13 protein-coding genes are annotated in these 11,336 nt (G+C 59.1%); 4 read left to right on the top strand and 9 right to left on the bottom strand.

Features of this window, described 5'->3' with window-relative positions:
• Window positions 1-360, bottom strand: a 360-nt coding sequence (locus CAPSK01_RS20575; RefSeq protein ID WP_034931321.1) for an SDR family NAD(P)-dependent oxidoreductase, incomplete at its 3' end; no start/stop codon positions are given.
• Between the two features lie 48 nt (window positions 361-408).
• Window positions 409-780 carry a hypothetical protein gene (locus CAPSK01_RS24250; RefSeq protein ID WP_273704207.1) on the bottom strand — a complete coding sequence of 124 codons (372 nt, stop codon included), beginning with the start codon at window positions 778-780 and terminating at the stop codon, window positions 409-411.
• A gap of 79 nt (window positions 781-859) precedes the next feature.
• On the opposite strand from CAPSK01_RS24250, the gene CAPSK01_RS24245 reads away from it, so the two are divergent.
• Together CAPSK01_RS24245 and cobA are read left to right on the top strand one after the other, a co-directional pair.
• Window positions 860-1,027: a hypothetical protein gene (locus CAPSK01_RS24245; RefSeq protein ID WP_273704206.1), complete on the top strand. Its 168-nt coding sequence runs from the start codon at window positions 860-862 to the stop codon at window positions 1,025-1,027.
• Between the two features lie 646 nt (window positions 1,028-1,673).
• Entirely contained in the window at window positions 1,674-2,444 is a 771-nt protein-coding gene (gene cobA, locus CAPSK01_RS20565) for a uroporphyrinogen-III C-methyltransferase (RefSeq protein WP_034931316.1), read from the top strand.
• 46 nt (window positions 2,445-2,490) lie between these two features.
• On the opposite strand, the gene CAPSK01_RS20560 is transcribed toward cobA, so the two are convergent.
• Window positions 2,491-3,273, bottom strand: a complete 783-nt coding sequence (locus CAPSK01_RS20560) for a response regulator transcription factor (protein ID WP_034931668.1) — start codon at window positions 3,271-3,273, stop codon at window positions 2,491-2,493.
• A complete protein-coding gene (locus CAPSK01_RS20555) occupies window positions 3,270-4,304 on the bottom strand; it encodes a histidine kinase (protein WP_034931314.1) in 1,035 nt (344 codons plus the stop codon). Before CAPSK01_RS20555 ends, CAPSK01_RS20560 begins: the two co-directional genes overlap by 4 nt.
• 61 nt (window positions 4,305-4,365) lie before the next feature.
• Here CAPSK01_RS20555 and argH point away from each other — a divergent pair, with 61 nt between their 5' ends.
• Window positions 4,366-5,751 carry an argininosuccinate lyase gene (argH, locus tag CAPSK01_RS20550; protein WP_034931311.1) on the top strand — a complete coding sequence of 462 codons (1,386 nt, stop codon included), beginning with the start codon at window positions 4,366-4,368 and terminating at the stop codon, window positions 5,749-5,751.
• Between the two features lie 140 nt (window positions 5,752-5,891).
• A complete protein-coding gene (locus tag CAPSK01_RS20545; RefSeq protein WP_034931308.1) occupies window positions 5,892-7,178 on the top strand; it encodes a serine/threonine-protein kinase in 1,287 nt (428 codons plus the stop codon).
• A gap of 46 nt (window positions 7,179-7,224) precedes the next feature.
• Here the strand turns inward: CAPSK01_RS20545 and CAPSK01_RS20540 are convergent, their stop codons facing one another.
• The 5 genes from CAPSK01_RS20540 to hemA form a co-directional block, all read right to left on the bottom strand.
• Window positions 7,225-7,758, bottom strand: coding sequence for a hypothetical protein (locus tag CAPSK01_RS20540; protein ID WP_034931305.1), 534 nt, complete (start codon window positions 7,756-7,758; stop codon window positions 7,225-7,227).
• 40 nt (window positions 7,759-7,798) lie between these two features.
• Entirely contained in the window at window positions 7,799-8,122 is a 324-nt protein-coding gene (gene grxD, locus CAPSK01_RS20535; RefSeq protein WP_034931665.1) for a Grx4 family monothiol glutaredoxin, read from the bottom strand.
• Window positions 8,123-8,192: 70 nt separating this feature from the next.
• A complete protein-coding gene (prmC, locus tag CAPSK01_RS20530; protein ID WP_273704205.1) occupies window positions 8,193-9,050 on the bottom strand; it encodes a peptide chain release factor N(5)-glutamine methyltransferase in 858 nt (285 codons plus the stop codon).
• A gap of 50 nt (window positions 9,051-9,100) precedes the next feature.
• A complete protein-coding gene (gene prfA / locus CAPSK01_RS20525; protein WP_034931302.1) occupies window positions 9,101-10,183 on the bottom strand; it encodes a peptide chain release factor 1 in 1,083 nt (360 codons plus the stop codon).
• A 70-nt stretch (window positions 10,184-10,253) separates the two neighbouring features.
• Window positions 10,254-11,336: glutamyl-tRNA reductase (hemA, locus tag CAPSK01_RS20520; RefSeq protein ID WP_034931657.1), on the bottom strand; the 1,083-nt coding region annotated here is incomplete at its 5' end.

Here is an 11,336-nt window from a genome sequence, read left to right as displayed (position 1 = left end):
CATCATGTTGAAGGTCGAAATCAGGTTAACCTCGACGAGCTGGCGGAAATCCTCCAGTGGCATCGGACCACTGGCTCCGACGATTGGATTGCAGTGGCCACGGCCGACACAGTGCACCAGCACGCGCGCCGCACCATGCGCCTCACGTGCCATGGCGATGGCCTGCTCCGCGGACAGCGCATCGGCGACGTCACAGGGAATGGCGAGCGCACCAATCTCGTCGGCAACCCTCTGGACACCCTCGGCGTCGATGTCGATCACCGCCACCTTGGCACCCGCCTCAATGAGATAGCGCGCCGTTTCGGCACCCAGGCCCGATGCCGCCCCGGTCACTACCGCCGGACATGCCCATAGATCCATAAAACGCTCCCGAGTTCTGCCGGCCTGTCGACCCGGCGCCAGCACTCATTATCGGGCGTCGCGCGTCGGCACGCAAACAGTAGCCTTGTCCAATCTGGTATGAGCCTGAACGAGGGTCGTATTTCCACCCAGGAAAGAGCCTGATCGAAAGAAATCACGGAGGAAATGAGGTGTGGGTTGCTCATCGCAAGGAGGGTGATCCACACGAACGAAGCACGGCTGACGACGATCGAGCAGGATGGCGTCAAGGGCATCTATCACCTCACCTGCGTCGATGCCGTGAGTCAGTGGCAGGTCGAGGCGTGCGTACCAGGAATCAGTGAGGCCTTTCTGTTGCCGGTGCTGGCGTTGATCATCGATCAGTTCCCGTTCGTGATTGTCGGATTCCACTCCGACCACGGATCGGAGTACCTCAATCATCACGTTGCCGAGCTACTGGAGAAGCTGCGTATCGAGCAAACCAAACCACAGCTACCACGCGCAAGGCCTCAATGGCCTGATGCCGAAGGCGCGCGCCGACCGCGGGCACTCGAAGCTCTCCGAGGCGATCCAGGCTGCAATTCTGGCGGCCAAGCATGCGCCCGAAGGCAAGGGGAAGCGTGGTGAACACGAAGATCAGACGGCTCTTGCTGACATCGAAGCCGAGCCCGGCCTGGTCTGGCGCTGAGTTTGCCGGTTCACCAGCATGCCTTTGCCGGTCGTGCCACCGGCAAAGGCATGGTCTTTCTCCCTGAGTGATGGCGCGCGGAAATCACCTCAAAAAATATTGTAAGAAACAAGTATAGTCCTATTGTTCTTACCGGCGTCCGTAATTCGAGGTCCCCGCGGATCGGCTGTCAACAGCGGTGGCCGGCTGCTCATTGACCGTTTGCAGGGCACGCGCTACATTCGCTTGGGGGAGCGTTCCCCGTGCTTACCGGATTCCCGGAGCCACGCCAGAGAGGGAATAACATTGATGTCGAACCGTCAACGCCTGTCGGTAGCGATACTGATTGGCATGCTCGCCTTGCTCAGCCTGCCAAACACGCATGCGCAAACATACACGAGTGACGGCGCGGTGCGTCCCAATCCTGCACTATCGCCTGGGGAGACCCATCCTGGATCGGTGCTCGCCCCCAGCGCGGTGGATCCCGAAAGAGACCCACCCCGATCCGGTGCTCTCACCGAATGCCGTACCACGTGAGCAGGCGCTTTCGCCAGAAGAAACGAACCCGCCGCCGGTGCTCTCGCCGGATGCCGTTCGCCCCGACCCCGCTTTGCCGCCCGACTGATACCGAATACCTCGATTGATGGTAATGATTGGAAACACCGGAATGACTCAGACCTCTTCGTCAACGCCCAGCGGAACCGTGTACATCATTGGCAGCGGTCCCGGCGACCTCGACCTGTTGACACTGCGTGCTGCGCGGCTGATCGGCGAGGCGGATGCCATTGTCTACGACCATCTGATTGCTGATGGTGTCCTTGAACTGGCGCCGCCTGACGCAGAAAAGATCTATGCCGGCAAGGAACGTTCACGGCATAGCGTACCGCAACATGAACTCAACCAGTTGCTGGTGCGCCTGGCGCGCGCGGGCAAGCAGGTCGTCCGCCTCAAAGGGGGAGATCCCTTTATTTTCGGGCGGGGCGGCGAGGAAATCGAAACGCTGGTCGACTCGGGAATTGCCTTCGAGGTGGTGCCAGGAGTGACTGCTGCCGCCGGCTGCGCCGCTTACGCTGGCATCCCGTTGACGCATCGCGATCACGCCCAGGCGGTGGCCTTCGCCACCGGCCATCTCAAGGACGGCACGATCAATCTCGATTGGCCATCGCTGGCGCGTCCAAGGCTGACGGTCGTCTTCTACATGGGCGTCGGCGGCCTCGCCGAAATCTGCCAGCAGATGATCGCCCACGGACTGCCTGAGGACCACCCTGCGGCAGTCGTCCAGAACGGCACGACGCGCCGGCAACGCGTGCTGACTGCCGATCTGGCGACCCTGCCGGCGAAGGTCGCGGCGGCCGGCATCACTTCTCCAGCGCTGATCATCGTTGGCACAGTGGTGCGTCTACAGCAGAAACTAGACTGGTTCAGGCCGGCGCAATGAATCAATGAATCAATGACGGATCGATGGATCACGCCTGATCGGACGCTCAGGGAGTCAAATGATGGGCGCAGGACTTGACCAGAGGCCACTGTCGGCGACTGATCGGAAGCCGTTCAGGAATGTCGCGCAGCATGGCCTGCCACTGCGTCTCGGCATCGTCGGAGTGGCTCTTTTCAAAACCGATAATCGTTTCCCTGGCTACCAGAACGCTGCGATGCAAGCGGATGAACTGCTCGCCAAACTCCTGTTCGAGATGGGTCAGTGACTCGTCGAGCAGGTATTCCCGATCACGGGTGCGCGCCGTGACGTACTTCAGGTCAGCTTTGAGGTAAATGACCTCGGCGACTGGAATCAACAACAGACGACCACGTTCGTGACAGGAGAGGTGGGTGCGGGCCGTTTGCTGCAGCAATGCAAGCGGTACCGGCATGCGCAGTGGGTGTGGTCGAACCTTCTGCAACGCGGCGAGCAAACGCTGCGCCCGTACTGGTTTCAACAGATAGTCCACGACGTTGAGTTCGAAGGCTTGCACCGCGTACGTCTCAAAGGCCGTCACAAAGATCACGGCCGGTGGCCGTGCAAGTTCCGACAGACGACCGGCGAGCACAATGCCGTCCATCCTGGGCATCTGAATGTCAATCAGAGCAACGTCAACCTTTAGGCTGGCGATCGCCGCCAGGGCATGCAAGCCATTTTCTGCTTCGGCAACGAGTTCGTTGGACAGCTTCGGTGCAAGATCAGCCAGCAGATCACGCAAGCGCCTACGCGCGGGCGCTTCATCATCAACAATCATGACGGCAAGCGGGCCGGGACAAACTACGGGAATCATGGCGAGTGCCCGCGACAAGGGAGAACGATGTGCACCCGATACTCGCGCTTGCCGCCCGCAAGGAGTACCTTGCCGGTCTCGATGTGGGCTTCCAGATCGTAGTACAGTGCCAGCCGCTCGCGAATGTTATCAAGCGCCATGTGGTTGCCGTGTTGATGCTCGGTATCGCCATCACAGGGATTGACGAGATCGACGTGCAATTCATCGCCATGTCGCAGCACTCGAATACGGATCGTGCCGCCCTCCCCGGAAGGTTCGATACCGTGATAGACGGCATTCTCCAGCAACGGTTGCACCATCAGCGGCGGCACCTTGAGATCGGCGGCCAGATCAGTCACTTCCCATTCGACGTTCAGACGTTCCCCAAGACGCAGCTTTTCAAGGTCAAGATACTGCCGACACAAGGCCATTTCGTCGGCCAATGGGATCAGTTCCCGATGGTCTCGCATGAGCGCCCGAAAGAGCTCGGCCAACTCTTCAAGGGCTGTCTCGGCACGCCTCGGATCAAGACGAATCAACGAAATGATGGCATTTAGACTGTTGAACAGGAAATGCGGTCGGATGCGTGCGGTCAGCGATTGCAGGCGAGCTTCGACAAGCGCCGGCGACAATGCACTGGTGCGCAAAGCCAAGTAGGACAGCATCAACGCCGCCGCTGCGCTACCGAGCAAACCGGCTTTCAGCAGGTGTGGCCACCCCCCTTCGTCGAAGGTCAGAACACGCCAGAGATCGGTCAGAAGGACCGCGGAAACGGCGGCCAGAAGCACCACCAGCACCCGTCCGATCCAAATCGAAAGGCGTCGCAGCAGGTTCCCGAGCAGCGCCAGAAGAGTCAGGTTGATGAGCAGCAAGGGTTGCACCCAAATCGCCATGTCACTGTAACGTTGCACGCTGTCACTGATCCCTTCGCTCTGCACCAGGGCTGCGAGCAGTGCCAGCAGGTTTACCCCGAGCAGGATGCGTAGCATGACCCCGGCATTGCGGAAGTCCGGCAACAGCTGACCAGCCAGGTTTTGCTTTATACTTGCCATTACTCGAAGTGGCGCCTGTACAAGGTTCTACGAGTGATTTTAGCCTAGGAACCTGTACCGTATGAGCCAATCGGATTCTTCACTCTATACATGGGCCGGCCGCTTCTCCGAGCCGATGTCCGACCTTGTCAAGCGCTACACGGCATCGGTCGATTTCGACCAGCGGATGTGGCGTCAAGACATCCGAGCCTCGCTGGCACACGCCACGATGCTGGCCCGACAGAACATCATCAGTACCGACGATCTGGCCGACATCGAACGCGGTATGGCGCAGGTCGTGCGAGAAATCGAGGCCGGCAGTTTCGTTTGGTCACTCGACCTCGAAGACCTGCACCTGAACATCGAGAAACGCCTGACGACTCTCGTCGGCGATGCCGGCAAGCGTCTGCATACCGGCCGTTCACGCAATGATCAGGTTGCCACCGACATTCGTCTCTATCTTCGTGACGCCATCGATGACATCGCCAGCCTGCTCGGCGAGTTCCAGCGCAGGCTGCTCGATCTTGCTGAAAAGGAAGCGGCCACGGCGCTGCCGGGCCTCACCCACCTGCAGGTCGCGCAGCCGATTACCTTTGGCCATCATCTGCTGGCCTATTTCGAAATGGCGCAACGCGACGCCGAACGTCTGGCCGACTGTCGCCGACGAACCAACCGTTTGCCACTCGGTGCGGCTGCCCTGGCTGGCACCACTTATCCGATTGACCGGCAGTTCGTCGCCGATTTGCTGGGTTTCGACGGGGTTTGTGAAAACTCGCTCGATGCCGTTGCCGACCGCGACTTTGCGATCGAATTCTGTGCCGCCGGCGCATTACTGATGATGCACCTCTCACGTCTGTCCGAAGAACTGATCCTGTGGATGAATCCTCGTTTCGGCTTCATCAAGCTCGCCGATCGATTCTGCACCGGCAGCTCGATCATGCCCCAGAAGCGGAATCCTGACGTACCCGAGTTGGCGCGCGGCAAGACCGGCCGCATCTACGGTCACCTGACGGCCTTGCTGACGCTGATGAAGGGCCAGCCTCTGGCCTACAACAAGGACAATCAGGAAGACAAGGAACCACTGTTCGACACCGTTGACACGCTCACCGATACCCTGCGCATCTTTGTCGAGATGATTCCCGGTATCACCACTCACCCGGAGAACATGCGTGACGCCTTGCGCCAGGGATTTTCCACGGCCACCGACCTGGCTGACTACCTGACCCGCAAGGGCCTGCCTTTCCGCGATGCCCACGCAGCCGTCGGCCTGGCCGTTCGCCGCGCAGAGGAACTCGGTGTCGACCTGGCGCAGCTTCCGCTCGGAGAACTGCAACACTTATCCCCGCTGATTGGTGAGGATGTCTTTGCGGTACTGACCATCGAGGGGTCGCTGGCGGCACGCCGCCATGTGGGCGGTACGGCACCGGAACAGGTTCTGGCGGCGATTGCGCGCGCGCGTTGTGGCTAACGGTCATGACTTTTCCAGACCCCCCGAATCATGAAAGTCATGACCGTTTTCCTCTCTCCCGACCCCTCCCCCATCCGTGGGGAGGGGAGATTCGTGAGTCGCTGACGCGACTTTCACATTAAGCCCCCGACGCGGCAGGGATGGAGAAGATCGGAAAATACGAACTGGTCCGGGAAATCGGCCGGGGCGCGACTTCTACCGTCTACCTCGGGAACGACCCTTTCAGCAAACGCGAGGTTGCGGTCAAGATCGCATTTCCGGACATTCTGAGAGACTCCAAACGGGGCAGGCTATACACACACATCTTTCTCAATGAGGCCGCGCTGGTCGGCAAACTGTTACACCCGCACATCGTCCAGACTTACGACGCGGTGGTCGACGACCATCTCTGCTACATCGTCATGGAATATGTGGCAGGCAGCACGCTCGAGGCGGCTTGTACAGCCAACCGGCTGCTGTCATATGAGCGAGTCGTCGAGATCATTTTCAAATGCACGCGCGCGCTCGATTTCGCGTTCCGGGCCGGCATCATTCATCGTGACATCAAGCCTGCCAATATTCTCGTTGCGGGCTTCGACCCGGATGTAGGCGAGATCAAGATCTCCGATTTTGGCGCTGCGATCATCGGCTCGCCCGACCGCACCCTGATTCTCGGCATGGGGTCACCAGCCTACATGTCGCCGCAACAGGTGAAAGATCATACGCTCGATCACCAAGCCGACATCTACTCTCTCGGTGTTGTCATGTACCAGTTGCTGACCGGGCAACTGCCTTTTCAGGCTCGCAACAGTTACGATCTGATCTACCAGATCATCAACTCGGAGCCGCGCCGGCCTTCAGCGCTACGCGCTGACATTCCTGCGTCGCTTGACGCCATCGTCGCGCGAGCGATGAGCAAGAAACTCGAGAACCGTTACCCCAGTTGGGCAGAGTTTGCACACGATCTGGCGCAGGCTTGCCGCGGTCGGAGGTTGAACATGCCAGCCGAGCAGATGGTCGATGTCGAGAAGTTCGACACCCTGCGTGCGTTCGACTTCTTCGCGGATTTCTCTGATGTCGAGATCTGGGAAATCGTCCGTTTTTCTCAATGGAGTCGCGTTTCACCCGGTGAGGTGATCATTCAGGACGGCAGCGCCGGTGATTGCTTCTATTTCCTCGTCGAAGGTGAACTGAAGGTCCTCAAGAACGGCATGATCCTTGATCTGCTGACCACTGGAGAGTGCTTCGGTGAGATGGCGGTGATCGGCAAAGCGAACTCGGTGCGTGGCGCGGATATCATTGCCCTGACCAATGGCAAGCTGGTGAGGATTACCGAAAGCGCTTTGCAGGACTCTTCCGCTGCCTGTCGAATGCATTTCTACCAGTCTTTCCTCGCTGTCCTCAGCCAGCGCCTGACGTCGGCGAACGTTCGTCTGGTATCCTTCTGAAAGGGTACCCACCCCGTGCCCACGCTGCGGCACCCGCCAGCCGATTTTAGTGACCACAAAACGGAGCCACACCGTTGGCTCCCATGAGTGCCTGCCTTTGGTAACTCGTGCGAACGATGCCGGTAGTGGCATCGAACAGCACGTCGAAGCGTGCGAGCTGATTCCAGGCATCGCAAAACTGCCACTCCCAGACCAGCTCGTCGCGTTCTTTGAAATAGTTGGTCCACTGCGGAACGGGTGGACCGATCAGGCGCAGCACCGACTGCTGGTCGCTTTTTCCAGGCTCGATGCGAGCAAAATGCTCCATGTCGAGCACCGCCTCAATCTGCTGCAGCCGCTCATCCGGAGCAATGAAGACCATGAACGTCTGGGTGCCTGCGGGTCCGCGCGGATAGGCCAGTTGCTCGCTGCCGTCAGCATTCTTCCAGCGAAGAGCCGGCGTTCCCATTGTCGCGACCACTTCCGGCAAGGTCGTTACACCGGGCTGCAAACCCCAGCCACTGTAACCAGCACAGGCCGAGAGCAGGGATACGCCGACCAGGGTCAACCGGTATTGCCACCTCGACCATTCAGTATTCATCTCTGCACTCGCTCCGTGTGCGCTGTCGGCACCAGCCGGATCAGACCGGATCGCTGAGCCCTTCAAACAGTTTCTGCAATTCACCCTCTTCATACATCTCGCGCATGATGTCGCAGCCACCGATAAACTCGCCGCGCACGTAAAGCTGCGGGATCGTTGGCCAGTTGGCATATTCCTTGATACCGTTGCGAATCTCCGCATTTTCCAGCACATTCACGCTGAGGAAGCCGGACACCCCACAGGCTTTCAGAATCTGTACGGTCACCGCAGAAAAACCACACTGTGGAAATTGTGGCGTCCCCTTCATGTAGAGGACCACCGGGTGATTCGTGACCTGCTCTTTGATCAGTTGCTGCACATCCATCATCAAACCTCGCCATTTATATAACTGATAAAAATCATCGGAATTAGTGTACCGGCTGGCCACTCCACCGTCAATCCAGACAGCCACCGCTGACTCGTTCGACCTTCGACAGATCCGGCCAGGAAGCCACATTGGAAAAACCTGCACTCCACAACAAATCGCGCACTCTGGCTGCCTGATTGTAACCATGTTCGATCAACAGCCAGCCATCCGGCAGCAGATGTCGGGCTGCGTCGATGACGATTGCGCGAATGCAGGCCAGACCGTCGCCACCATCGACCCCGTCGCTGAGTGCCATCAGCGGCTCAAAGGGGAGACCGTTCTGCTGTAGGTGCGGATCCGCATACTCAATATAAGGTGGGTTGGCAACGATCAAGTCGAAACGCGCCCCGCCGAGCGGTACGTACCAGTCACCCTCAAGAAAGCTGACCTCGACTGCATGCCGCGCGGCATTGATGCGGGCCACCTCGAGCGCCGCCGGAGACAAGTCGACCGCGCTGACGATGGCCGCCGGGTGCCGGTACTTGAGGGTCACTGCCAGGATCCCGCAACCCGTACCGAGGTCTACAATCCGAGGCGCCTTTAATGACTGCAGTCGTTCGATCGCCAGTTCGACCAGCAGTTCCGTTTCTGGCCGTGGAATCAGAACCGCCGGGGTGACATGAAACTCGAGCGAGTAAAATTCTGCCAAGTTCACCAGATACGCCAGCGGTTCCCCATCAGAACGACGCTTGACGAGTGCTCCGAGTCGCGCCAACTGATCAGTCGACAACGCTTGATTCGGGCGAGCCAACAGATCGACATGCGTACAACCGGCGACGTGCTGGACGAGCAAACGCGCATCCAGCCGATCAATACTCAGGCTGGCCACGCGCCAAGCCTCGCCGATATTCGTCACCAGCGGCTGCGACATGCAGCGCAGGCCCATTGATGCAGGCCATTGGACAAGGCACGGCATAGAGTCTCAGAGCAATCGCTTCATGCGCTCTCGGCGAGCATTGCCAGCTGATCAGCCTGATACTCGGCGGTCAGCGCAGCGATCAGGTCCTCGAGATCACCGTCCATGACGGCCTCCAGCTTGTACAACGTCAGGTTGATGCGGTGGTCGGTCACCCGCCCTTGCGGGAAATTATAGGTTCGAATTCGCTCCGAGCGATCACCACTGCCAATCAGATTCCTGCGCGCCGACGCGATGTGCGCATGTTGTTCGCGCTCCTGCATGTCCCTGATACGTGCCACCAGCACTGACAAGGCCTGTGCCTTGTTCTTGTGCTGCGAGCGATCATCCTGACATTCCACGACAATGCCTGTCGGCAGATGAGTGATGCGTACGGCCGAATCGGTCTTGTTGATGTGCTGCCCCCCTGCCCCCGAAGCTCGATAGGTGTCAATGCGAATCTCGGTCGGGTTGATCTGTACCTCCTCCAGCGCGTCGGCCTCGGGCATCACCGCCACAGTACAGGCGGACGTGTGGATACGGCCTTGCGTCTCGGTATCCGGAACACGCTGCACGCGATGAGCACCCGACTCGAACTTGAGCCTGGAGTAAACACCATGACCGATGATACGCGCAATGACTTCCCTGTACCCGCCGAGGTCCGAAACGCTTGCAGAAACGACCTCCATTTGCCAGCCCCGGCGCTCGGCGTAGCGCGTGTACATGCGGAACAGATTGCCTGCAAACAGTGCCGATTCGTCACCGCCTGTGCCGGCGCGAATTTCAAGAAAGACATTGCGATCGTCCTTGGTGTCCTTCGGCAGCAATAGTTTTTGCAGTTCTGCCTCGATCTCCGGCAGGCGTTCCCTGGCATCTGCCACTTCGGCTTCAGCCAATTCCCGCATCTCTGGATCAGTCAGCATATCGAGTCCCGCACACAGATCGGACCGGATCTGTCGCCAGGTCTGGTACAGGGAAACCACCGGGCCTAGTTCGGCATGCTCGCGCGACAGCTTGCGGTACTCGTCCATATCGCGTGTCGCCTCACCGCTGGCCAGCATGCGGTCGAGCTCGTCGAGACGACCAGTCAGATGCTCAAGTTTGTCGCAAATGCTCTGGTTCATAGGAAATCGGTTCAGGCAGAAAGGCCACGGAGAATCTTCTAGGAGTGGGTTGGCCCCAGCGAAAGATCCATTATTCGCCGAGTTTGGACTCCACATGCAGGTGGAAAAGCTGTGCTGCCAGGTGCGGCAAGTCATCCCGGTCTCCAACGGCATGGCTCAGCGCCTGCGTTGGTGCGTGCAGGAACTTGTTGGTCAAACGGAGAGAAAATTGCTCGAGCACGCGCGCCGGGTCGTCTCCTCTGGCCAACAACTTGAGTGCATGCTCCATTTCGTGCCGACGCGATCGCTCAGCCGCGTCGCGCAGCGCGCGAATCACCGGCACTGTACCACGCGTTGCCAACCAGCGCAGGAATCCATCGACATGCTCGGCAATGATCGCCTCCGCGTCAACGACTGCTGCCTGACGCGACTCGAGTCCCGATGCGACCAACTGAGCGAGATCATCAACCGTATACAGGAAAACATCGTCCATTTCTCCCACCTCGATCTCGATATCGCGCGGAACGGCGAGATCAACCATGAACATCGGGCGGTGACGACGCATCTTGATGGCACGCTCAACCATGCCCAGACCAATGATCGGCAGTGGACTGGCCGTACAGGAGATGATGATATCGAACTGTGACAATCGCTCGCCAAGCTCTTCGAGCCTGATCGCCGTTCCGCCAAAACGTTCTGCCAGCGATCGGCCGCGCTCAACCGTTCGGTTTGCAATAAGCACCTGTTTTGGCCGTTGTACCGCGAAATGTCTGGCGCACAGTTCGATCATCTCGCCAGCGCCAATCAACAGGAGTTTCTGATCGGCGATCCGCTCGAAGATGCGCTCGGCCAGGCGCACTGCAGCGGCCGCCATGGAAACGACGTTGACACCAATCGCCGTGGTCGAGCGCACCTCCTTTGCGACGGCAAACGAATGCTGGAAAAGTTTGTGCAAGGTTGTGCCGAGGGTGCCAGCTTCCTCGGCCACACGTACTGCCTCCTTCATCTGCCCGAGAATCTGTGGTTCCCCCAGAACCATGGAATCAAGTCCGCTAGCCACCCTGAAAACATGGCGAACGGCGTCACGTTCAGGATAGGTGTAGAGGTATGGCTCGATTTCGTGGCGGGCCAGGCGATGATAGTCACCCAGCCACTGGCTTGCAGCCTCTGGCAC

It is taken from the genome of Candidatus Accumulibacter vicinus, from assembly GCF_000584955.1.
Classification (GTDB): Bacteria; Pseudomonadota; Gammaproteobacteria; order Burkholderiales; family Rhodocyclaceae; genus Accumulibacter; species Accumulibacter vicinus.
Note: the sequence above shows the minus strand (reverse complement) of the source record. Positions and strands in the feature narration are given on the sequence as shown.

Excerpts from the sequence above, each read along its gene's own strand:
- CAPSK01_RS24250 (WP_273704207.1), bottom strand. The coding sequence starts at position 780 with ATGATTGAGGTACTCCGATCCGTGGTCGGAGTGGAATCCGACAATCAC.
- CAPSK01_RS24245 (WP_273704206.1), top strand. The coding sequence starts at position 860 with ATGCCGAAGGCGCGCGCCGACCGCGGGCACTCGAAGCTCTCCGAGGCG.
- cobA (WP_034931316.1), top strand. The coding sequence starts at position 1,674 with ATGACTCAGACCTCTTCGTCAACGCCCAGCGGAACCGTGTACATCATT.
- CAPSK01_RS20560 (WP_034931668.1), bottom strand. The coding sequence starts at position 3,273 with ATGATTCCCGTAGTTTGTCCCGGCCCGCTTGCCGTCATGATTGTTGAT.
- CAPSK01_RS20555 (WP_034931314.1), bottom strand. The coding sequence starts at position 4,304 with ATGGCAAGTATAAAGCAAAACCTGGCTGGTCAGCTGTTGCCGGACTTC.
- argH (WP_034931311.1), top strand. The coding sequence starts at position 4,366 with ATGAGCCAATCGGATTCTTCACTCTATACATGGGCCGGCCGCTTCTCC.
- CAPSK01_RS20545 (WP_034931308.1), top strand. The coding sequence starts at position 5,892 with ATGGAGAAGATCGGAAAATACGAACTGGTCCGGGAAATCGGCCGGGGC.
- CAPSK01_RS20540 (WP_034931305.1), bottom strand. The coding sequence starts at position 7,758 with ATGAATACTGAATGGTCGAGGTGGCAATACCGGTTGACCCTGGTCGGC.
- grxD (WP_034931665.1), bottom strand. The coding sequence starts at position 8,122 with ATGGATGTGCAGCAACTGATCAAAGAGCAGGTCACGAATCACCCGGTG.
- prmC (WP_273704205.1), bottom strand. The coding sequence starts at position 9,050 with ATGGGCCTGCGCTGCATGTCGCAGCCGCTGGTGACGAATATCGGCGAG.
- prfA (WP_034931302.1), bottom strand. The coding sequence starts at position 10,183 with ATGAACCAGAGCATTTGCGACAAACTTGAGCATCTGACTGGTCGTCTC.